Below are 23786 nucleotides of genomic sequence, written 5' to 3' on the forward strand. Positions count from 1 at the left end.
ATGAGCATCGACCGCAGGGGCGACAGCGAAGAAATCCGCACGCCATGTGGAGGCATCGCTGTAATTGTAACCACAATATCCAAAGCTACCCACGATAAAGGCTGCAGCTGCGCCTCCGGCGAGTGAAATGGCAATGTTTTGGGTGACGAAAGAAATTATCGAAGCGGCTCCAAAAGTGGCAATTCCACCAGAGGCGAAAAGGAGTAAGGTAGTGGCAATGATTGCTGCAACAACAAGACCAACGAGAGCAGCAACGAGTGCGTTATAACGATCTTGAACTTTCTCAGAATACAATTTTCCATCGCAGTTTTGGACGAAAGTGTTTTTAGCCTTATTAAAATCATCCGCGGTTTTTGCTTTGAGTAACGAAGAAGTGAGTGTTTCTAGCTCAAAAAGAAGATCGTGGATCTTAGAGGCTTTCTTAACAGATTCAATGAGGTTTTCAGTTGAACCCTTTGTTTTATCGAGATTAATTTTTTCAAGATCTTGAGCGAATTGTTCCAGGTTAGACGTCAATTGTGCTTTCAAGTCGGTGTTTTGAATGGTGAGTATTTTATTCGAAACATCTTTGATCCATTTGTCTGAATTTGCTTTAAAACTTTCAAGGAATCCGTCTAGATGGATAAAGCTCGCTATCAATTCATTATGCTTCAAATCACACGCGAGAGAGATGGGGGATTTACCCTCAAAATTCTTTTGAAAAATCAATCGCGGGAAATCTTTTAGTGGCTTGAGACTATTAAAAAAAGCTTGATCGTCATCGTAAAGCTTTGAGGTACCCTCAGGATTGTTTTCAGCAATACCTAGAACCATCTCGTGAAGAATATTGTTCCCTTCTACAGTGAGGATAGTCGGATAAGCATTGCCACCCTTATTTCTTGTGCGAATTAAATGACTGAATGCGTTTAGATTACGTTTTCGGGCGGCTTTCAGTAGAGGTGCTGGTCGATGCTTTAGGCTCGGTGAATTAACAGAATGTTTTATCTGTGGATAATCAGCGAGAAATGATTCAACCAGTGCACTGGCGTTTTCCTGATCCAGTGCGTCTCGAAGTATATCAGCAGGGTGATGAGAAATATCAAGTAAGCGTCTAAAAAGATTTTTATCATTCGGTAGTAGAAGCGCAACATAAGTTAAAGGAGTAAAGTAACAAGATGGCGTAAAGTTATGATAAACATCGACATTCTCACTGCCGCCTTTATTTAATAAAATATCAAGAAGCCTGCTGCGAATATTGTCTGTCCATTTTGAAACCACTAAGTGCAGTAAAGAAAATCCGTCTTCTTTTTGGCACCAACGAGCCAGCGCAAATTTAGTTTTCTCATCGAGTCGTTCGATCTTAAAGTAAAGATCATCATCGCTTGGAAAAGTAATCGCACGCTCGAACAATTCGATAGGATCTTTTAAGTTTGCAGGTAAAGGTAATTTAGCTCTAGACATGATAATCCTCTGGTTGTTATGTTTGTAAAAACCATTCATTGGTTCGAACAGTAGACTAACAAATTCTTCTTATAATTGCGAGAGTGGAAAGATTTGAGTGAAAAATCGCTGTTTCGACAATCATCGCTTGACTGTTAGGGCAAGCTATTGGTATAAACGCCTGGACTGGGACGGGTAAGCGTTTCGCTGCCCGCGTTTTATCAACGGAAGAGGGCAGTAAAGATTATGAACAAAGAAGACTTAATCAATGCAATTGCATCACAAGCTGGCATTTCTAAACGTCAAGCAGGCGATGCATTAGATGCATTTACAGGTGCTGTAGTCAGTACTTTAAAATCAGGTGAAACTGTTACACTGGTTGGATTTGGAACCTTCAAAACTGCAGATCGTGCTGCACGTGAAGGCCGTAATCCTCAAACCGGTGCAAAGATTCAAATTAAGAAGGCAAGAGTGCCTAAGTTTGTTGCTGGTAAACAGTTGAAGGATGAAGTTAATACAAAATAATTGTATTATGTTTTAGTTCTGATCTGGGTGCTTAGCTCAGCTGGTAGAGCGTCGCCCTTACAAGGCGAATGTCGGGGGTTCGAACCCCTCAGCACCCACCATTTTAGGAGTGGTAGTTCAGTTGGTTAGAATACCGGCCTGTCACGCCGGGGGTCGCGGGTTCGAGTCCCGTCCACTCCGCCACATTGAAACATCAAACGCGCTCATTTAAGGCGCGTTTTTTGTATCGAGCTTAGATATTGTTTATGCAGTACCTAGGCTAGTTTCTACATCTGAATGAGGTCACTGATTATGCTGCAAACGTTTAGGAATCATCTCGTTGGTTGGTTTTCTAAAATTTTAATTGGATTAATTAGTGTAGCCTTTGGCTTATTCGGTATTGAGTATTATCTTGTGAGTAGTCGCACCAACCCTCCTGTTGTCACTGTCAATGGTGAAAAAATCGGGGCGACTGATTTAACAGCTGCGTATAATCGTCAACGAAATCAACTGTTAAATCAATATGGTACGTCATTACGTTTAACAACAGAATTACAAGAACAACTTCGAGAAAAAGCGCTGAATGATTTAATTTTGCGCACGGTAATGTATCAGGGTGTGAGTAAAGCAGGATTTGTTGTAAGCCCGTTAGTTGTTCAAGCCGTTATCGAACAAATGCCCGCTTTTCAAGTTGACGGAAAATTTTCCCCCGATCGTTTTCAGCATTTAATTTATAATCTTTCATATTCCGAAAATAGCTTTTATCAGGACTTGATGCGTTCTCTAATGGTCAGTCAATTCAGTGAGGGGATTATTCAAACGGCATTTGCTCTGCCGAATGAAATAAATCAGGCCTATGAAGTGGCTGAACAAAAACGTGATTTTAAATACGTCACATTACCTGTTAAAGATTTTGAGTCAGAGGTGACGGTTAAGGATGCTGATATCAAGTCGTATTATGATGCCCATAAAAAAGCCTATCAGAGTGAAGCACAAGTCAGTGTGGATTATGTTGAACTAAATATCGAGTCGCTTAAATCAAAACAAACCGCTAGTGATGCCGAAGTGCAAGACTATTATCAAAATAATCAAATGGCTTTCTCCAGTCCTATGCGGTGGCAGGTTGCAAAAGGGGTTGTTCCTATTGCGACAGGCGCTAAAGTAACAGACATTGAAGTTGCAAAAAACCGTGCTGAATTATTATCTAAACAATTAGGGCCAGGTGAAAAATTACCGGACGCTGCGAAAATTCAGTGGGTAAGTCCCGCCAAAGATAATGCGGACTTAGTGAAACTATTTGCGACGATGAAAGTGGGGCAAGTTAGTCCTGTGCAACAAAAACAAGAAGGTTTTGTAGTCTATAAATTATTGGCGGTGGAAGAATCAAAACCACAACCTTTAAGTGCGGTGCGATCTCAAGTCAGTGAAGCCATACTCAAACAAAAAGCCGAGCATGAATATACGTCATTGAGTGATCAATTAGCTGAGTTGGCGTTCACTCATCCTGATTCTCTAGCACAGGTTGCTCAGGCAGTTGGTGTGCCGATTAAATCTACAGGCCTATTTACACACCGTGGAAATAAGGATGGACTTGAAGCATCGCCTAAAATTGTTTCTGCGGCATTTACTGATGAGGTTTTACAACAAGGCAGTAATAGCTCGCCGATTGATTTAGGCAACGGACGCTTAGTTGTGCTTCGTGTTAAAACATATCAACCCGCACAAGTGTTACCTTTAGAGAATGTTAAAGATAAGATTGTGGCAATACTGAAACGTCAACAAGCTCAAGTCACAATGCAAAGTGTAGCAAATACTCTCGTAGAGAAATTACGAAGTGGTAACAATACGGAAGATCTTTTGAAGACTCATCATCTTGTGTGGCGTCAACAAAACGGAGTCAGTCGACACGAGAATGGAATGAATCAAGAGATACTTCAGCTTGTGTTCCACCAACCTCCCCCTAATCAAAAAACGGCTGCATATGATAGTGCAGCATTAGCTGACGGTGATCATGTAATAGTCGGCGTTGAAAAAGTGATACCTGCTCAAGTGAAAACAATGACAACAGAACAACGTGAAAGTTTTAAAAATTCTTTGACACTTAATTATGGTTCTCAGGATTTTAATATTTATGTCAAAGACTTAAGAGATAAAGCTAAAGTGAACAAGCTGCGAAAACAATCGGAGAATTCCTCGGCGGCTCCGGCCGACGTTTCTGACGATTATTAAAGTATTTTTATCGTAGCCTGGATATTGCATAAAGAATAATTTATGTAATATTCCGATTAGCAATTTTCGCGTCATCCATTTTTCATCCCGCCGGAATTAATTTTAGTTTTGCAAATTAAAATGAGAGAAAACAATTCTGTTTTTTTATTTCGCTGTTAGAAAATTTTGGGCTGCAGAATTTTTTTTTGCTGAATTATATTATTCTTTTTTGATATGGGTTAACAGAGAGAAGGAAATGAATAATAATGCTATGGCTAGAGAGTTGAAGTGATCATGAAATCAAGGGGATTGGCCAAATCCTTAGCTTATTGATTAAAATTCTTTTATTTTCAGTGAATTAGCTACTCTATTTAAAGGGTTAGACGCAGAGTCTGGTTGTATCCCTTGTGCGAGATGTCTCAAAGGCTGGTAAGTGTATCGCGGAGGAATTGGTGCCCCAAAAACCGAGTTTTTTCATAAGTCGTTGAAAAATAACGATTTTTAAAGTAAGCCAAACCGGACTTGAAAAAATTACTTCTTGGCATTGAATTTAGGCCTACTTGCGAGTTTTTAGTAATATGGTAGATTTACATTAAGTCGTTCAAGGATGAACGATGTGGGATTGGTGATGTGCCCTAACACGGATGTTCTTCAGGGAAGAGATAGGGCGGCAAAGGATTGCCATCACTAGTCCAAATAACATTTTAGCGCTTGTCGCTGAAATGTAAAGGTAAGAGGTAGGGTAGGTCTGTTAACAAGGAGTTCTTGGGGCATGGATGCCCGGAGCAGACCAACTATACTGAATGCCTTTCCAAGCTGAGCATTTATTGTCTCGGCTTTTTTTTTGCCTTTAATTCTCTTGAAGCCAATAATTATCTTATAATATACAATTAAGTACATTAAAAAATTAAAGTGCTAAATTAATCTTAGTGGGTCAAGTCTAAGATTGCTACATTGTATATTTTGACAGTACGAATACAAATTTAACATATAAGAATAAAGCAATCTTAGACTTGACCCCTATACATTCACTTGCGATGATGTTTAACGCGACGATATAATTCGTATTTTGTACTATCAATCAACTGAAAGGATGTATTATGATTTTGCTAAGGATTTCAATGGCGTGTTTAGTAGCGGGTACTTTGTTTGTAGCCGGTTGTCATGAAAAGCAGAAATCAGATCATGAGACCGCACTTCCTGCTGGGTCTAAACAAGTGCAGCCGGCCAAACCTGAAATGCATGAATCAGAAAAAGTTCCTGTGAAGCATCCAGATGTTGGAAGTAATACTCAACCTACTTCTTCCGGTGAGGCCAATGCTGAGAGTTATGGCTCTGAAGTTGAAGCAGATGGTGTCAGTTATATTCCGCCAATAGACGGGCTAGATTCTTCAACTGTGGCTGTTGCAAGTTCTGAAAATGCTGCATCGGTGCCCCAGTCAGCCGAATCAGCTCAAATTGGATCAAGTGCGCCGAATTCAACGATTGCTGCATCTCCTGGCGCTTCATCAAGCACAAATACCACGACCACAAATAACTCCCCAATCGTGCAAAATCCAGGTACAGTACAGCAGGCAAACAACCCTAAGTAATGTGTGATATGGTCAAATTAATTCAAAAATACGTCGGTTACGCTTTTGTGAGTCTTGCAATAGTAAGCATTATTGCTGGCTGTTCTGGCGTTCCGTATGGAATTCCATCGAAAGAATGGTCTGCTCTTAGCATGCCTGATATTAAAGACCTTCAAGAAAATTACCAACGAATCAAAGACTTAAGAGAAGAAGAAAAAAGTTGGCAAGAGCGCACTAAAATCACTGCAACCACGCCTCGTATTGAATTGAATATTCAAGGGGGCACAATTCAGGTTCCGCCTTTTGTCAAAAGAGTAGAATATAAACCTATAAAATTAGTTGTTTATCAAGGGCATTGCCGGTCCGTTAAGGTGCATGAAAAATCAGGTAAAAAGAAAACCGAACTTGAAGCGTGTTATTTGGGCGACATTGTTTATATAGATCCCAGTAAAACAGTTTACCAGTGGCGACATGGTTCATTACGATTTTATTATGTTCCCATTTGGGACTCAGGATTTACGTACCATAATATCAGTAGCCATGGTTATGTCGCGTTACAAGATGCGACTATCAAAATCACGGCCACGTCGATAACGCCAGCATCATAATTATTCGTCAGCATCTCCCAGTTAACGATATTAGATTTTATTTTGTCAATGTCTCTATCATGATTGCTGATTATACTTTTATGTATCTCAAATATTTAGGTTCCCATTTGATGGCGTCTATGAGTCCAGAAATATTGTCTGTGTTAGAAACAGTTGCAAGACCTTCTTTTACAGCTTGGCTAGCAACGGCGAGAGCAATTACGTTGGAAAAAGGTCTGGCTTCTTCGATAGGGGGAAGTAGGGCGGCATCGGGATTTTTGAGGATTGGAGAAAATTGGGCGGCAGCTTCGCAGGCAGCCCACAGCATGTCATCCGATAAGCGTTTAGCTTTAACGGCCATGATGCCTAAGCCAATACCTGGGTAAACTAATGCATTGTTGCATTGCCCGATGGGAATGGTTTTGCCGTGATAATCAACAGGAGCGAAAGGACTTCCGGTAGCGATTAGGGCTTTGCCTTGAGTCCATTCTAAAATATCAGCGGGTGTCGCTTCGCTGCGCTCTGTGGGATTCGATAGTGGGAAAATAATCGGGCGTTCACAATGCGATGCCATGGCTTTCACCACAGTTTCTGTGAAGGCAGAACCAACCGTTGAGCAGCCAATCAATACAGTGGGATGAACGTTATTAATCACATCTTCAAGATTAGCGATACCCGCAGACGTAGTTTTCCATGATTGTATTTCAGCAGGGTCTCTGGCATACAATGCGCGTTCTGTTGATAGTTCAGGCGTGTCAGATGTAATGAGTCCACTGCTGGAAATCAACCAGAATCGCGAACGAGCTTCTTTTTCATCCATCCCGTTTCGAATGAGCGCATCGCACAATTGGTGCGTGATTCCAAGCCCGGCACTGCCAGCGCCAAAAATGACAAAGCGTTGATCTTTTATTGAGGTTCCAGAAGCATGAACAGCAGCAAGCATTGCTGCAAGTGTCACAACGCCTGTGCCTTGAATATCATCGTTGAAAGAACAGATTTCATTGCGATACGTTGTTAAATTGCGTTGAGCGTTATCACGACCAAAATCTTCCCAATGTAAATAAACACCCGGGAATTGTTTTTTGACTTCATCGATAAACATTCGAATAAATTCATCGTATTTTTCACCCGCAATTCGATTTTGTCGCCAGCCTAAATAGAGGGGGTCATCGAGGAGTGCTTGATTGTTAGTGCCTGTGTCTAACATGATTGGCAAGGTTCGTAATGGATTAATTCCCGCAGCAATCGAGTAAACCATTAATTTTGCGATGGGAATATCGATGCCGCCGATGCCTTGATCACCAATTCCTAATACACCTTCACCATCAGTGACAACGATCACGTCAATCTCTGGGTGTGTTCGGTTCGATAAAATTTCGCGAATGTATTCACGATCTGGATATGAAATATAAAGGCCCCGTGGACGTCGAAATTCTGTGCTATGTGTTTTGACGGCAGTGCCAACGATGGGAGTGTATAAAACAGGGATCATTTCTTTCATATGATCGGCCACGAGTTTATAAAATACCGTTTCATTTGTTTCGTGGAGTGTGCGCAAATAAATGCTTTTTTGTAAATCTGTAGCAAAAGCCGAATATTGAATAAAAGCACGCATGGTTTGTTCAGGCAGTGTTTCGGCGGCAGCGGGTAATTTGCCTAATAATCCGAATTCATGACGTTCTTCATACGTAAACGCCGTTCCTTTATTAAGCTGTGGAGATGTTAATAAAGTTTTTCCGCTTAACGGAGTTTTGAGAATGGTTTCGCCGGTTTTTGGATCTTTTGTCACTTCAAATTCTAACATGCTGTCTCCTCAATTTTCCTTCTTAATGTTTTTTTTCGCGCTGAATCATGTCGCGCGATTCGATCAATATCGATGTAGCGATCGGTGATACTGATATTTTCATGTCCGGCATCATCACGAACATGTTCACGTGGACGATTTTCTACATCGGCAGAAATGGCGGTATGTCTTAACCAGTGAACTGTCGCTACTGTTAAGTCCTGAGCTTCATCATCTAAGCCATCACGTGTTAGTTCTAGGATAGCTTGATCGAAGCAAAATTGCACGAGATTACGTATTTGCCTGGTGCCTAAGCCGCCTCGGCCGCGCTGCTTATTGAGCAGCGGTGTTGGGTCGCTGCGAGAGGGGAGGGAAGGTAATCCCTGACTCATACGATAACGTTTTAATGCGGATAACATGGCATCAGGCACCGCAATATCCCGTATTTTATTGCCTTTACCTACTGTTGTGAGCCACCAGCGGCTTTGTTTATCCGGTGCAAAATCGCCCATGCACGGAATACGTCCGGGTGTTTCTGCTAATTCAGAAATACGCAGGCCCAGTAAATAAAACGCTGACATCATAAATAAATGGCGCTCATATTGCGGATCTTCGTGAGCGAGTTGCTCGATGGTATTAATCGTGTAGCGCCATTGTACGTCTGTCAGTTTACGAGTGACTTTGGTTGTTTGTCGTTTCTGTAAAAATCGGCCTTTTTGTCGAACCAATTGAACAGGATTGATATCGATGTAACTTTCTTGCTGCAGGAATGTGAAAAATGTGCTGAGTCCTGCAAATAATGCGCGACGTGATGGATCGTGCATGTGGTAATGCGCATCGTCCGTTGTTTGTCCGGATCGGCGCTGTGATTTTCCAATGCGTATGACAAAAGGGCGCCACTCAGTATTTTGAATGCGTTCACCGTTTTTGTTAATGAAGCGAGCCACACTTTTATCAGTCAACCATTCTTTGGGGGGATCTGTCGCAAATTCAATATAACGACGGATGTCGTTGCGATCGAGACTTTTAACTGATTTTTTGGCGACGATCCATGCCCATTGAAGGAATCGTTCTATTTCTTTTCTGTAGGCATTAAAGGTATCTTGCGAACCGGCATAGCTTGCCAAAAACTCTAGCGATAGTCGGTATTCTTCAGGCACTTCAGGCATATCGAAATTTTTCAGATAGAGAGTGATGCAGTCTGGAGTTGGATCGTCCAGATTGGTAATTGTGTCGAAAAGAGCTTTAGGTGCAATCATTTTAGTCATTGTTGCAGTCTAGCCTATAGAGAGTATGTGATCAATTACGTGTCTAGGATTATAGTTTGATGTGATAGAATCTGTTTTATTTTATGAGTGAAATTATGGCAAATCAAACGATAGTGATGAATGATGCTTTGTACGATTATATGTTGAGTGTCTCGTTGAGAGAGCACGAGGTGTTGCGTGATTTACGAGAACGTACGGCAAAGATGAGTACGGGCGGGATGCAAATTGCACCAGAGCAGGGACAGTTTATGGCGATGTTGGTGCAAATTTTAGGCGCGAAAAAGACGTTAGATGTAGGGGTTTTTACGGGATATAGTTCGACGGTAGTGGCGATGGCATTACCAGAAGATGGGCGTGTATTTGGTTTTGATACGAATAAAGAGTGGACTAAGATGGCGCAGCAAGCATGGAAAGCAGCGGAGGTCGATCATAAAGTCAGTTTGACGTTGGGACTTGCTGTAGATTTGTTAAAGGATTTGCTGGAGCAGGGTGAAGAGGGGAGTTTTGATTTTGCGTTTATTGATGCGGATAAACAAAGTTATGATGCGTATTATGAGTTGTGTTTGAAGTTGCTTCGGGTGGGTGGTGTGATGGCATTGGATAATGTGTTTCAAGAGGGGAAAGTGTTGAACGCTGCTTCAGAATCTGAACAAGTTCAAATTATTGATGCGTTAAATAAAAAAATTCTCAACGATGCTCGTGTCCAAGTTAGTTTATTACCCATCGCCGACGGCTTAACGCTCGCCGTAAAAAAATAATATTGAAAAATTTAACTTAATCGTAGAAGTGAGACTGGTCAAGACGCCATGATCACGGAGATTTTTCAGACTGGTTTTCTTCGTCAGTATCTTTGGTTGCTGGCTCAATCTCTCGTTGAGTGCTTGGTTTTGTGCTAGATGCAAAGAAGTCAGTCTGACCGTTAGCATTAGCACTGGGAGAAATATGATGCTTTACTCGGTCTGCGATACCTTTTGGTAAAAAGACGCCATTAAGAAAATCACTTTCTAGATATTCTAATAATGCGACTAACTGATCTGTATCGCTCTCAATTTCAATTATATTAGATGCAGGAGGATCAGAAGGCATATCATAGAGTATTCGTACACGTCCCTCGGTTGCAAACAAAGCTTGTCCTGCAAGTTGAGTCCAGAGACTATTACAATGCGTATCATTTCTGGTATGCAAAATTAATTTCTCATTATCATCAGATAGCTCAATCTTAGATATGATTCGTTCGGGATTCGAAATGATGATTTCAAAAAGTTGCTTCATGAAATTAATACCCTACAGCTGATAAAGATTACAGCTTACATGCTAAAGTATAACAGTTTATTAGTTTAAATTCAATGAAAGGTCGTATTCTTCGCCTTTGCGACCCAGGATAATTTTCTTTTTTTCCATGTTTCAAACTCACTTTTTCTTATTGCTGCTTTTACAGACTATGTCAGGTATAGCCTTTCAAGACCCCCGTAAATACATCCGTGTAGTCTTCGTTCGGACATCCATGTCCTCAACAATCTTGAAAGGCTATACCTGACTTGTCTGTACGCAGCCGAGCCAATGGATAATTATTTGCTGCCTCAGTTAAATTATGCGATTTTTCTGAGAATAAAACGCTAACCCTTTTAGGAGCAAAGTAATTATTTTTTGCGAATTTTTGAAAAAAACTTTCCAGAGCCACTGAAATAAAAATTTAGCACGGAGTGTAGAAGACTGGGCAAGATCTACCTTTTCAAGATCGTTGAGGACATGGATGTCCGAACGAAGACTACACGGATGTATTTACGGCGGTCTTGAAAAGGTAGATCTTGCCCAGTCCAACTCCTTCGCTAAGCTTTTTTTCTTGCGAATTGGATTAGATTTTTTTAGCGAGCTGGGCAGCGAGTCCAAGATATTTTTGCGGCGTTAAATTTAATAATTCTTCTTTTACCGACTCTGGAATTGTCAACGAACTAATAAATTCTTGCAACTCAACTCGATTAATTCGCTGCCCACGCGTCAAACCTTTTAATTTTTCATACGGCTCATCCACACCATAACGTCGCATTACCGTTTGAATCGCTTCAGACAACACCTCCCAATTATTCTCAAGATCCTCATCTAAACGGGCAATATTCGGTGTTAATCGACTTAAACCCTTTATAATAGATTGATAAGAAATTACAGAATGCGCAATACAAACGCCCATATTTCGCATTACTGTAGAATCACTTAAATCACGCTGCCATCGAGAAATCGGAAGCTTCTCTGCCATGTGCTCTAACAACGCATTGGCTAAACCTAAATTGCCTTCAGCATTTTCAAAATCGATTGGATTCACTTTATGTGGCATTGTGGATGAGCCTACCTCTTCTTGAACCGTTTGTTGAGTGAAATAACCTAAACTAATATAACTCCACATATCTCGACAAAAACCAATTAAAATCGTATTGATTCGAGAAATACAGTGAAAACTTTCTGCGATCGCATCGTGAGATTCAATTTGTGTCGTGTAAATATTCGGTGTTAAACCCAGATCTTGAATAAATTGTTGAGTCCACTGTAGCCATTTTACTTCTGGATACGCAACAATATGCGCATTAAAATTTCCTACAGCCCCATTGAATTTTGCGTAAATCGGAATTTTTTTATACACATCAATTTGACGCGTTAATCGCGAAATAAAAACGGCAATTTCTTTTCCAAGCGTTGTTGGACTAGCGGGTTGGCCATGTGTGCGCGCTAGCATCGGTAAATCTGCGGTTTCTTGCGTGATGGAGCGTAATTTAGAAATTAGCTGATCAAATGCTGGTAGCAGAATAGTATCTTTTGCTTCTTTTAGCATTAAAGCGTAAGCAATATTATTAATGTCTTCGGACGTACAGGCAAAGTGAATAAACTCGTTTAAAGGATTAAGAATTTTGTGATGTTTAATTTTATCCTTAATAAAATATTCCACAGCTTTTACATCATGCTGAGTTGTTTTTTCGATTTCTTTTACTCGTTCAGCGTCTGCTTCAGAAAAATTGTTAATGAGCGAATTTAAAAATTCCAAGGAGTCTTCTGAAAACGGTGGCACTTCATGAATAGAGGGGTTGTCGGCCAATGCTTGGAGCCAACGCAATTCAACAATGGTTCGATAGCGAATTAACCCAAATTCACTGAATATTTTTCTAAGATCATTCACTTTATCAGCATAACGACCATCAATGGGCGACAGTGCAGTTAATGTGGTCAAATTCATACAGTCTCCGTCTAATCAGAAGGCAAGAGTGTTTCTTAGATAGGGTCAAATTGACTCGATATAAGAGCGCTTATTAATTATAGCCAGATCCTGCCTTGACAGCTAGCATTACAACACCTAGGCTTTAGATAGAGAATCAAGGATGTTAAATTATAGTTATAGGGAGCTTTATGAACCAATTACCCGTCATAGTCATAGGTGCAGGTGGACATTCCAAAGCTTTGATCGATATGTTACATCAAGCCAAACGTCAAATCATTGGGTGTACTGGGCTGAATAAAGGTCTCAATGGTACAGAAATCATGAGTGAAACAGTCATTGGTCTTGATGATGATATTTTCAAATATACACCGCGCGAAATTCGCTTAGTGAATGGGCTTGTTAGCATTGGAACGTCGAATCGTCGTAAAGAAATTTTTGAGCACTTTTCAAAAGCGGGCTATTTATTTGAAACGCTGATTCATCCCAGTGCAGTTATCTCTGAAGAAGTTGGGATTGCACAAGGTGTGTTGGTCATGGCCGGTGCAAAGCTCATGCCGGGTGTCCACATCGGGAAAAATGCGCTTATCAACACGTCCGCAGTTATTGATCACGATTGCAATATTGGTGCTCATGCCCACATAGCGCCGGGTGCCATAATTTGTGGAGCTGTGAGTATAGGCTCAGGAGCATTTATTGGGGCAGGTGCTGTGGTGATTCAGGGCATCACCATTGGGCGAGATGCTGTAATCGGTGCTGGTTCTGTGGTGACTAAAGACGTTCATGCAAAACATCGAATGGTGGGTGTCCCTGTTCGACGAATCGGTTAACTTCACATTATATCTCTATCTTCCCAGTTCATACAATTCCATCACAGATAAGTAAAGAGTGTAGAGGGCTAATCTCACTTTTACTCTAGGTGTTGACTTTTAATTGATTTTAAAGTTTACTACGAGTTGTACTGTTTAAACCTAGATTCTGCAGTTGGAATCGGAGCGAGAGGTCCTAAGGTGCTGAAGATAAACACTTTTTGAAGGGTTTTTTATTGAAGGCGTACTTACTTGTGCGGTGAAATAAAAAATACTTCAAAAAGTGTTTAGATTCAGTGCATTAGGACCTCGTAGTAGATTTCAACTGCAGAATCTAGGTTAATGATAACAGAATGGGATGGACCTCAGGAAATTATTATTATATAGGTATACTGTATGTTACAAGGAAAGAAAGTACTGGCAGTTATTCCTGCACGTGGACAATCAAGGAAAGTTGCAGGGAAGCATTTACGCAAAGTCGCCGGGCGATCATTAATAGCTTGGACGATACATGTCGCTCAGAAATCACGTTATATTGATCAACTTATTTTATCTTCCGATGACTTACTAATCATTCAAGAAGCGAAAAATCAAGGATGTGATGTTCCATTTTTGCGTCCTAAGCACTTAGCTCAGGCTGCAACACCACTAATTAAAGCAATCACCCATGCGATAGAAATGACGCCTGGATACGATTTTATCGTTGTTTTACCACCCTCATCACCCTTGCGGACTACCGAAGATATCGATAATGCAATTTTCACCTGTGTGAATAATCATGCAAAAGCCTGCATTAGTTTGACAGAACCAACGTACGGAGAGTGCAATGGTTACACATTATCAAGCAATAGTGTGTTAGTTCCGACAATACCAGGTCAATTTTCATTACCGACTCACCATGATGAGGCCTGTTATGTGCCTAATGGCGCGATTGCTGTGGCTGAGATCGCATGGTTATTGCGAGAACAGACGTTTGTGACCCACGAAACAACGGGTTTTGTAATGCCTCGCGAACGATCAATTGACGTGGATAGCGAGTTTGATTTGTGGCTCGTTAACTCTTACAAAGAATACCTTTTGCAAAGAGCGGCTAATCAAAATCAAGAAACTACAGACGTTACATAGTCCCAGCATCTCCCGGTTAAGGATTTTGGGTATAGCGCCCTCTCGTGCCCTGAGAGGACAATCACGAATCTCTCCCCTAAAACCCCTCATCGTGGAAGGGAAATCTTCATACTTTCATAACATCATTTGATCATATATACTGCCGCCGGTGATTTCCTATCAATATGTCTACTAAAAGGTGTAACCTATCGTGATGCAGTTTATAGATCTAAAAACACAATATCTTCGAGTGGCTGATGATGTGCGTGCTCGAATGGACGCTGTCTTTGAGCATGGTCAATTTATTTTAGGCCCTGAAGTTGATGAGCTTGAAAAAAAACTCGCTGAATTTGCAGGAGTCAAACACTGTGTCACAGTAGCCAGTGCGACCGATGCTCTTTTAATTGCATTGATGGCCATGGACATTGGGCCAGATGATGAAGTGATTACGACTCCGTTCACTTTCGTTGCAACTGCATCGATGGTGAAAATGTTAGGGGCAAAAGCAGTTTTTGTTGATGTTGATCCACGCACGTACAATCTCGACCCTAAAAAAATAGCCGCAGCAATAACACCAAAAACAAAAGTAATTTTACCCGTTAATTTGTACGGACAATGTGCTGATTATTCAATGATTGAAAAAATTGCCCACGATAATAATTTATTACTTATTGAAGATGCTGCGCAAAGTTTTGGCGCAAGTCAAAACAATAAACGCTCAGGCAGTTTTGGACAAATTAGCATCACCAGTTTTTTCCCTGCAAAACCACTGGGATGTTATGGAGAAGGTGGTGCATGTTTTACGAATGATGATAATTATGCTGAACAAATGCGATTAATTCGACATCATGGGCAACGTTCGCGTTATAATCATGTCAGGCTAGGACTGAATGGCCGCTGTGATACATTGCAAGCTGCGATTCTTCTTTCGAAATTGGCTATTTTCCCCGATGAATTAGAAAAGCGTGCAGCGATTGCAGCGCGATATGATCAGTTACTGGAACCACATATTGAAGCGCCTTATATTGCACCGGGAAATTTTAGCGCGTACGCGCAGTATACAATTCAAGTGGAAGATCGCGATCGAATTCAAAAAATATTGCACGAACAGGGAATTCCTACGGCAGTTCATTATCCGGTACCTTTACATTTACAACCGATATTCATTGATGAATATCCTAATGTGAAGCATTTGCAAAATGCAGAAAACGCTGCGAAAAAAGTGCTGAGTTTACCGTTTCATCCTTATTTATCACAGGATGATCAAGATAAAATTGTCAATGGCTTGATCAATGCACTTGAGCTAGCTAGCGCTTGAATCGATTAGGCACAATGCTGGCTCGATTACGACACGGCATGACGGTTTTTGTTCATGATGTCATTGTGATACCTATAGCATGGTTAGGCGCGTATTGGCTTCGATTTAATTTAGACACTATTCCAACCGAATTTTGGCGAGCAGCGTTGGCTGCATTGCCAATCGTCATCTCTTTGCAAATCGCTGTTTATTGGGGCTTTGGTCTTTACCGGGGTGTTTGGCGTTTTGCTTCTATGCCGGATCTGATACGCATCCTTAAAGTCTCTGTTGCCGGTGTTTTACTCAGCAGTGTCAGTTTGTTTCTGATTAACCGTCTGGATGCCATTCCACGATCCGTTCCTTTTTTGTACGGTTTATTGTTGATCGTGCTGCTGGGAGGTTCTCGTTTTATTTTTCGTTGGTTTAAAGATTATGATTATTTTAATAAAGGTAAGCGCGTATTAATAGTGGGTGCCGGTGAAGCGGGTGAAAATTTAGTGCGAGATTTACTGCGGCGTCATCACGATTATCAACCCGCTGCTTTTGTCGATGACAAAATTCAAAATCGGGGTAAAGAAATTCAAGGTGTGCGTGTCGTAGGACCCATAGATGATATTCCGCAAGTAGTACGACTTTATGCGATAGAGTTAGTGATTATTGCAATGCCTTCTGTTAAAGCCGAAATTATGCGTCGTGTCGTGAAATTATGTGAACTAGCACACGTTGATTATCGTACGTTGCCGAGTGTGAATGATTTAACAGAAGGACGTGTGTTGGTGGATGCACTACGTCAAGTATCAATAGAAGATTTATTGGGACGAGATCCTGTGAAATTGGATTGGGAAAAGATAACGGAAGGTATCACGGGAAAAAGTATTTTAGTAACGGGTGGAGCAGGTTCCATTGGGTCTGAACTTTGCAGACAAATTGCCATGTTAAAACCCAAAATTTTAATTGTCGTTGATCAAAATGAACACCAACTTTACGAGCTACGTTTAGCAATTACGGCAGCCTTCCCTGAATTACTGCTGGCATTATTTTTGGAAGATATTACCGATCGAATCGCTTTACGTAACGTTTTTCGAGAACATGCTATCGATATTGTTTTTCATGCGGCTGCGTATAAACATGTACCTATGTTAGAGTCACAAATACGCGTAGCTATTCGCAATAATATTATGGGAACACAAATTTTAGCAGAAGAAGCTGTGCGAGCGAGTGTGAAAAAATTTGTGTTAATTTCAACTGATAAAGCAGTGCATCCAGCCAACATTATGGGCGCAACAAAACGCGCTGCAGAAATTTTTTGTCAAAATTATAATGCGCATTCTACTACGGTATTTATCACTGTTCGTTTTGGGAATGTGCTGGGTTCTGCAGGATCTGTTGTGCCTCTATTTAAACGACAAATTGAAGAGGGTGGTCCGGTTACTGTGACGCATCCGGATATCACACGGTATTTTATGACCATCCCAGAAGCCACTCAATTGATTTTGCAAGCCACCATCATGGGGCAGGGTGGCGAAATTTTTGTGTTGGACATGGGTGAGTCCATTAAAATTGTTGATCTTGCGACTCAAATGATCAAATTGGCAGGACATGTTCCTGGAGAAGACATTGGGATTATTTTTACTGGCTTACGTCCCGGTGAAAAAATGTTTGAAGAGCTTTTTCACGAAAGTGAAGCTCTCGCCGCGACTGACCATCCTAAAATTCTTCGAGCTCAACATCGCTCGGAAGATTGGGGTGATTTAATATTTAAATTCAATCAGTTACAAGCTGTGATCGATGTGGGCGCCGATGAAAAAATGGCGAGCTTACTTTTGGAGCTTGTGCCTGAATATGAAGGGGTTAGATCTTGAACGTAACGATATTTGGTACTGGCTATGTTGGCTTAGTGACGGGGGCTTGTCTTGCAGAGATTGGCAATCAAGTCTGTTGTATTGATATTAATGCAGAAAAAATTGCCAAGTTAAATCGAGGTGAGTCGCCGATTTTTGAACCGGGATTATCAGAAATGTTGCAACGCAATATTGCTGGAAACCGAATTACATTTACTACAGAGGCTGATCAAGCCGTTCGGCAAGCAGAATTAATTTTTATTGCTGTGGGAACACCACCCGGTGCTGATGGGGCTGCGGATTTGAGAGCAGTTTTTGCAGTTGCTAAAACAATTAGTGAAAACTTAGAGAATTATGCTCTGATTTTGAATAAATCGACGGTTCCTGTGGGAACTGCCAATCAAGTAAAAAACATTATTTCACAGCAATTAAAATCACGCGGAAAAAATATTGATTTTGATATTGCCTCAAATCCAGAATTTTTACGTGAAGGTGCGGCAATTCAAGATTTTATGAAACCTGATCGCATCATTGTAGGTGCAGATACTGAACAAGCCGCTGAAAAATTACGCCAGCTTTACACCCCTTTAATTGATGCAGGACAACGTTTTGTTGTGATGGACACACCTTCAGCTGAGCTCACCAAGTATGCTTCAAACGCATTTTTAGCGACAAAAGTCAGCTTTATGAATGAGATGAGCCATATTGCTGAAAGGCTGGGTGCAGATATTGAACAAGTGCGTCGTGGCATGAGTATGGACCCTCGAATTGGTGAACATTTTTTATATGCAGGATGTGGCTATGGGGGTTCTTGCTTTCCCAAAGATGTTCAAGCCTTACAAAAAACCGCTATCGATGTGGGATATGAAGCAGAAATTTTAAAAATTGTAGAAGCGGTGAATGAAAAACAAAAACATATTTTATTCGATAAAATTCGACAATATTTTCAAGACGATTTACAGGATAAAATTATTGCACTTTGGGGGCTCGCTTTTAAACCCAACACGGATGATATGCGTGCTGCATCAAGTCTTGTATTAATTGAGGATCTTTTATCAGCAGGAGCGCATGTTCGATTGCACGATCCTATTGCATTGAAAAATGCGCGTTTAATTCTGGGAGAGCAAAATAGAGTATTTTATGCTCAATCATCGTATGAAGCGCTGGATACAGCCGATGCTTTAGCTATTTCCACAGAATGGGCGGAATATTCCAGTCCTGATTTTACGCGAATTAAAAGTTCTCTTAAAAATCCTGTTATATTTGACGGGCGTAATATGTACCAGCCAATGATTGTTGCTCAGCATGGTATTCATTATGTTAGTGTTGGCCGGTAGCATCCTCCGGATAAGGATTTTAGACGTTTTTTCGTTACTCAATGTCCAGAATTCATGACGAAGGAAAAACTTCCAACACCTTGAATGCAAGTGTAGACTTTAACCCTGGAGGAAATGATGAAACAGAAAAGTGTGGCATCAACCATTTTTTTATTAGCACCTTTTGTGTTTAGTTTTGCCTTCGCGATGGACATCTATATTCCTGCAATTCCCAAAATGAAAGAAGTTTTACACACCAGCCAAGAAAATATTCAGCTCACTTTAAGTCTGTTTATGTTTATGACGGGTCTTGGTCAATTAGTTATTGGCCCTATCAGTGATCAATTCGGTCGCCGCAGTATAGCTCTATTAAGTGTCGCTTTTTTTATTTTAGGCTCTGGGCTATGTGCCAGTGCTAACTCTATTCATCTGTTGATTTTTGCTCGGATTTTTCAAGCTTTTGGTGGATGCGGAATGCTGGTTGTGTCTTTTGCTGCCGTGCGTGATCAGTTTTCTGGAAATGAACTGGCCAAAGTCTACAGTTTTCTTAATTGCGGTATTGGAATGTCGCCGCTCTTTGCGCCAATTATTGGCAGCTATTTGTATCATTGGTTTGACTGGCGAGCAGGATTTATCTTTTTAACAGTGATGGGTGTTATAATATTTATCACCTCTTTTTTCAACATGAAGGAAACTTTGCCAGCAGAAAAGCGAGTAAAAATAAATGCCGGTGTGTTTCTGCGTTATTGGAAGGTATTAAAAAATGCTACGTTTATCTCTTATGCCTTTACTGCAACCGCTGGTTTGATAACCTTTTTTGTTTTTTTTTCTAGCTCACCTTACATCATTATTAATTTATTGCACGCACCGGTTAAATACTTCGGATATTATTTTTTTACAGTCGGTGCAATGTTTTTTGTGGGCAGTTTAATTTGTGGCAAGCTAGCTCACAGAATCGGTCCATTTAAATCAGTGATTGCAGGCTCTTTTTTGTTGTTGTTGGCTGGATTAATCATGCTAGTCTGGTACTGGGTGAGCGGTATTAGTACCGCGCAATATTTATTACCGTGCATGATGGCAGGTATTGGCGGAGCTTTTATGATGGGCGCCGGCGCAGGTGGTGCTATGGAACCCTTTGGAGAAGCGGCTGGTTTGGCTGCCGCATTGGTCGGTTGTCTAGAATTTTTATGCGCTGCCATTTTTGGTACTATTGTCATGCAATGGCCTGTCACTTCAACAATTCCCTTGTCTTTAACAATGCTGGGGTTGAGTGCGCTGGCGTTGTTGGTCATGATTTCTTATCGTTACTTCCAAACCAAAGCCTTCACCAATCCTTCTGCAGCTGCCATTCGTTGACCTAAAATATCGGCGCTTGAATGTTCTCAAAATGTGCTCTACACTAGACCTGTATCGACATGTGCTAATAAGAGGGGGAGGGAGGGCATCTATGTGTCAGGCTATTTTTTATCCAGAAGCGCACCGAACACTGAAAATTGATTTTAATCAACAGCAAGCCAAATTACCGGTATTGTTGAAAGCGGGCGGGGTGATGTGGCTACCCTGGGGGCGTCGGCAATTGCAGAAAGGGGGCTTGCCCTTAGGTGGGTGGGCGCGCTTGGAGTCTATTGAAGAGGGGAAGTGGGATGAGTTTTTCCCCAAGCCCGTCAAAATTCCCGTTCACGGCTTTTCCGAGGTCGATTTTGAAGGGCGTTCGCACTATTTTAAATTGGTAAAGCAGCAGTCAATACAGGGGTTATTAGCCCGTTTGGACCAAGAACTTCGTGTGTACATTGTCACCATAACTCCCGAGCGCTGCGATGCCGTCTTTGCCCGGTGGCCCAAGGTCATTTAAATTCAGCATAGGCTCATCTGCTATACTTAAAGTAGAGTTTGAAATGGAGGGGGGCAGGCCATGAATGAGAATGGTGAGAAAAAAATAATGGAAGAGCGTGAAAGGGCTGAAATAGAATTTTATATTCTCGAGCAAGACTATGAAGAGTTATTAGAGGAGATTAAGATCAATCCAGATCTTGAGAAAATTAAAGCGATGCTTGAGAGAATAAAAGCATCTAAAAGCGAAATGACAAATATAAAAATTATCGATCAGTATGCAGAAAGACTATCTGCTATGAGAGGAAATCTATTAAACCATTTAAAACCTTTATCTGGTCTTCCAGAAGTACACCAGGGAGAAGAAGTAACGGTAGAAGAAATTGCATTTACTTTCCCTGCGGCAAATGCATTTACTGAAATGCAAAATGCAATCAATTCTTTCAATAATGAGTATACTGGTTCAGAGAGTGCCAGGACCTTAGGCGATCAAATACAACGACTGAAAGATGCATTAGCTGCTGTTAAAGAAAGTCTGCATACAAATGGTGGTACAAGAGCAGAACAAAAAGCAATTTCAATGATCGTAAAATTAGATAAAACATTGAAAGCTTTTGAGAAAAGTAAAGTGCCCATTCCGTCATTTATTATCCAAAGAGTAGTAGTGGCTCAAGTCAATCGAATGAAAAATTCAGATGAATTTAATACTGCCATGGTCATTTTGGCGAAAAAGGCTAAACCTGAAGGGTCAGTCCAATTTAGAGAAGACTCAATGGACACAAGAAAAGTCGAAAAGGAAGATTTGAGAATGATGAAGGAATTTATAGAACGTGTGGATAGACTGCAAAAGGGGCTGAAGGGGACAACAAATATACAGCTGCCAGCAGAAAAAATAGTAGTTGCATTTAATAGGCTCAAAGATGATTGTTCAAAACTAAGTCGTCAATTTAAAGAAAATAAAAGTGATAATATTAATAGGCCAACCAATTGGGATGAATTACAAAACGACCTTAGAGATATTTCAAGGTATCTAATACAGGTCACCAATCAAGCTGATGCAGCGCTATATCGATCTTTGGAAATTCTAGCTCAAAGAGGAATAGGTCTTTGTGATACTGAAAAAGACAAAAATATTTTAAGAAAACAAATCGACTTGATCAAAATCAGTCCTGAGTATTTGGAATATCAACAAGCAAAACGAAATGGTACTGAGAACGAACACCCTCGTCATGAAACTTTTTCGGCAGTTGATCAGTGTGAGAAACTGCTTAAAAAAGCCATGAGCACTCAAAAGCTTCCACTAGTTTCTGATATGAACAACAACAAATTGAAAAAATTCTTTGAAGAAAATGCGAGTAAATTTCAGCAGCAAGTGGCGCCCTCGAGTAGCGTGTCAGAGAGAAAGAGCCGGATCTAAGAGCGACTTAGGGGTCAAATCTAAGATTGCTACATTCTTAAATAACAACTTAGATGATGGCGAAGTGCTGGTTAGAGAATGTAGCAATCTTAGATTTGACCCCTAAGTTTTATGACCTACTTAAAGGCACGAGAGATTAGAGTGCCTTTATTATGAGAAAATCCCCCACTTTAAGTTGCTGACCCATATCATATATGTACTATAATGTAAGTTACGGACAAACAAGATTCAGTAGGTCACCCGTATAATTAGGCTGAGATTGGCTAACATGCTGACATTATATAGAGGATATAGAGATTTTTTATGGATAATAATGATCACATAAGAGAGCGTATTCTAGAGTATTTATATGCTCGAAATCACAACAGTCGTGGTGTTCCAGCTATTTCTGCAGGTATAAGAGACATTCAAGGCTCTTTAAAAAAGAAATATGGGTATAAACAACAACAGGTTAACGGAAATATTAACTATCTTATTGATAAGGGTTGGGTTAAGAAGGAAATCACACAAAAAGAGATAACCAAAACTCCGGGAGTTAAAATACCCGCACAATCGATAAAATACAGAATTTCAGCTGATGGAATAGACTATTGGGAGGGGCCATCAAAATTCCAAAATAACAACATACTGCCATTTATTAATATTCACAATGTGTCAGGTATTGTTACTGTGGGTGATTTTAACACCATAGTAAACAACAAATATGTAGAGTTGCTCGAAGAATTAGAAAACTTTCATAGAGTCATATTAAATGAAAACACGATGCCTGATGATGTAAAATTAAATTTGTCAAGTGACGTGGCGAGCCTGAAAAGTCAATTATCTAAAACAACACCTGAAAAAAGTCTTATTATGAAACTATGGAATACTATTACTGATGCTGTGACAGCATATAACTTTTCGAATATTGTGTTAGATATAGCTAGTAAAATACATGAATTGTTTCCAAGTTAATAACATTAACATTATTAGATATTTAGAATTCAGCTAGAGATGTTGTAGCTCATACTTTCCTGCCCCCTTTAAATTTATTAAGCGAAGGTAGTTATTTCTGGTTGGCAGGTTGTAATTTGCTATTACGTAGAAATAGACTAAGATTGCATTTTGCATTCAAATATTTGGATGCAGTTTGAGTTATTGTGTAATTGTTTGATTGTTGAAGTGGGCTTACCTAAGAGGTGTTTTATGACAAAAGACGAAGTATATCGGAATGTGAAGGAAATTTTAATGGTCATTAAAAAATCAGGGTCTCATTTTTCTATGTTCGAAGAAACGTTGTTCTACTTGTTCGTGTATTCGTATATGAATAATTATATGGATTATGCTGAACGGCGCTTAACAGCTGATGCAATCATAGATGATTTAGTCGTCGATAAAGATTTCGTTCCTCATTTAATTGTAGAAGGTGACGATCTTCTGATGGAATTCTCGGAATCCTGGTATACTTGGACAAAGGCTTTTCATTTAGGCTTATCAAATAGTTTTATAGAGTTTAGCGATGAGGCTGAATCGAGACTAGCAAAGAGACTCGAGTTTCTGAAAAAAGGTTAGAGGCGTAATGAGTCATTTTTTACAATCCTAGAACCGTTATTACATTGCTACATTTGACGTAATTTGATTTTTGGCTAAG

General features: G+C 40.4%; 20 protein-coding genes and 2 tRNA genes. 17 read left to right on the forward strand and 5 right to left on the reverse strand.

What is annotated here, in order from left to right; all coding sequences use genetic code 11:
• A partial coding sequence (locus K2X50_00005; GenBank protein ID MBX9585616.1) for a hypothetical protein occupies positions 1 to 1440 on the reverse strand: 1440 nt, incomplete at its 3' end.
• A 225-nt stretch (positions 1441 to 1665) separates the two neighbouring features.
• Here K2X50_00005 and K2X50_00010 point away from each other — a divergent pair.
• The 6 genes from K2X50_00010 to K2X50_00035 all read left to right on the forward strand — a co-directional run bounded on the left by K2X50_00010 (position 1666) and on the right by K2X50_00035 (position 6310).
• On the forward strand, positions 1666 to 1944 hold the full coding sequence (locus tag K2X50_00010) for an HU family DNA-binding protein (GenBank protein ID MBX9585617.1): 279 nt from the start codon (positions 1666 to 1668) through the stop codon (positions 1942 to 1944).
• Between the two features lie 25 nt (positions 1945 to 1969).
• Positions 1970 to 2045: transfer RNA gene (locus K2X50_00015), tRNA-Val, on the forward strand.
• Between the two features lie 5 nt (positions 2046 to 2050).
• Positions 2051 to 2127 (forward strand) — tRNA-Asp (locus K2X50_00020).
• Positions 2128 to 2235: 108 nt separating this feature from the next.
• Positions 2236 to 4152 (forward strand): SurA N-terminal domain-containing protein, encoded by a 1917-nt coding sequence (locus K2X50_00025; GenBank protein MBX9585618.1) that lies wholly within the window; start codon positions 2236 to 2238, stop codon positions 4150 to 4152.
• Positions 4153 to 5231: 1079 nt separating this feature from the next.
• Positions 5232 to 5723: a hypothetical protein gene (locus tag K2X50_00030; GenBank protein MBX9585619.1), complete on the forward strand. Its 492-nt coding sequence runs from the start codon at positions 5232 to 5234 to the stop codon at positions 5721 to 5723.
• A gap of 8 nt (positions 5724 to 5731) precedes the next feature.
• Positions 5732 to 6310 (forward strand): hypothetical protein, encoded by a 579-nt coding sequence (locus K2X50_00035; GenBank protein MBX9585620.1) that lies wholly within the window; start codon positions 5732 to 5734, stop codon positions 6308 to 6310.
• Positions 6311 to 6380: 70 nt separating this feature from the next.
• On the opposite strand, the gene K2X50_00040 is transcribed toward K2X50_00035, so the two are convergent.
• Together K2X50_00040 and K2X50_00045 are read right to left on the reverse strand one after the other, a co-directional pair.
• Positions 6381 to 8093 (reverse strand): NAD-dependent malic enzyme, encoded by a 1713-nt coding sequence (locus K2X50_00040; GenBank protein MBX9585621.1) that lies wholly within the window; start codon positions 8091 to 8093, stop codon positions 6381 to 6383.
• Positions 8087 to 9340, reverse strand: a complete 1254-nt coding sequence (locus K2X50_00045) for a tyrosine-type recombinase/integrase (protein MBX9585622.1) — start codon at positions 9338 to 9340, stop codon at positions 8087 to 8089. Before K2X50_00045 ends, K2X50_00040 begins: the two co-directional genes overlap by 7 nt.
• Before the next feature lie 95 nt (positions 9341 to 9435).
• On the opposite strand from K2X50_00045, the gene K2X50_00050 reads away from it, so the two are divergent.
• The gene (locus K2X50_00050; GenBank protein ID MBX9585623.1) at positions 9436 to 10098 is read left to right on the forward strand and encodes a class I SAM-dependent methyltransferase; all 663 of its coding nucleotides are present in this window, start codon (positions 9436 to 9438) and stop codon (positions 10096 to 10098) included.
• A gap of 52 nt (positions 10099 to 10150) precedes the next feature.
• Here K2X50_00050 and K2X50_00055 read toward each other — a convergent pair whose 3' ends face one another.
• Both K2X50_00055 and purB read right to left on the reverse strand, forming a co-directional pair.
• A complete protein-coding gene (locus K2X50_00055) occupies positions 10151 to 10612 on the reverse strand; it encodes a hypothetical protein (protein MBX9585624.1) in 462 nt (153 codons plus the stop codon).
• A gap of 583 nt (positions 10613 to 11195) precedes the next feature.
• Entirely contained in the window at positions 11196 to 12563 is a 1368-nt protein-coding gene (gene purB, locus K2X50_00060) for an adenylosuccinate lyase (GenBank protein ID MBX9585625.1), read from the reverse strand.
• 170 nt (positions 12564 to 12733) lie between these two features.
• Between purB and K2X50_00065 the strand changes: the two genes are divergently transcribed.
• From K2X50_00065 to K2X50_00110, 10 genes are all read left to right on the forward strand, one after another.
• A complete protein-coding gene (locus K2X50_00065) occupies positions 12734 to 13372 on the forward strand; it encodes an acetyltransferase (GenBank protein ID MBX9585626.1) in 639 nt (212 codons plus the stop codon).
• Positions 13373 to 13747: 375 nt separating this feature from the next.
• The gene (locus K2X50_00070; protein MBX9585627.1) at positions 13748 to 14476 is read left to right on the forward strand and encodes an acylneuraminate cytidylyltransferase family protein; all 729 of its coding nucleotides are present in this window, start codon (positions 13748 to 13750) and stop codon (positions 14474 to 14476) included.
• Between the two features lie 193 nt (positions 14477 to 14669).
• Entirely contained in the window at positions 14670 to 15773 is a 1104-nt protein-coding gene (locus K2X50_00075; GenBank protein ID MBX9585628.1) for a DegT/DnrJ/EryC1/StrS family aminotransferase, read from the forward strand.
• A gap of 14 nt (positions 15774 to 15787) precedes the next feature.
• The gene (locus tag K2X50_00080) at positions 15788 to 17614 is read left to right on the forward strand and encodes a polysaccharide biosynthesis protein (protein ID MBX9585629.1); all 1827 of its coding nucleotides are present in this window, start codon (positions 15788 to 15790) and stop codon (positions 17612 to 17614) included.
• On the forward strand, positions 17611 to 18930 hold the full coding sequence (locus K2X50_00085; protein ID MBX9585630.1) for a UDP-glucose/GDP-mannose dehydrogenase family protein: 1320 nt from the start codon (positions 17611 to 17613) through the stop codon (positions 18928 to 18930). The genes K2X50_00080 and K2X50_00085 overlap by 4 nt, the downstream gene beginning before the upstream one ends.
• Positions 18931 to 19047: 117 nt before the next feature.
• A complete protein-coding gene (locus K2X50_00090; GenBank protein ID MBX9585631.1) occupies positions 19048 to 20265 on the forward strand; it encodes a multidrug effflux MFS transporter in 1218 nt (405 codons plus the stop codon).
• Between the two features lie 91 nt (positions 20266 to 20356).
• Positions 20357 to 20761: a hypothetical protein gene (locus K2X50_00095; protein ID MBX9585632.1), complete on the forward strand. Its 405-nt coding sequence runs from the start codon at positions 20357 to 20359 to the stop codon at positions 20759 to 20761.
• 87 nt (positions 20762 to 20848) lie between these two features.
• Complete coding sequence (locus K2X50_00100; GenBank protein MBX9585633.1) at positions 20849 to 22156, forward strand: hypothetical protein; 1308 nt, start codon at positions 20849 to 20851, stop codon at positions 22154 to 22156.
• 303 nt (positions 22157 to 22459) lie between these two features.
• Positions 22460 to 23110, forward strand: coding sequence for a hypothetical protein (locus tag K2X50_00105; GenBank protein MBX9585634.1), 651 nt, complete (start codon positions 22460 to 22462; stop codon positions 23108 to 23110).
• A gap of 231 nt (positions 23111 to 23341) precedes the next feature.
• Positions 23342 to 23707, forward strand: coding sequence for a hypothetical protein (locus K2X50_00110; GenBank protein MBX9585635.1), 366 nt, complete (start codon positions 23342 to 23344; stop codon positions 23705 to 23707).
• Positions 23708 to 23786 lie beyond the last annotated feature (79 nt).

This window comes from Gammaproteobacteria bacterium, assembly GCA_019748175.1.
Classification (GTDB): domain Bacteria; phylum Pseudomonadota; class Gammaproteobacteria; order JAIEPX01; family JAIEPX01; genus JAIEPX01.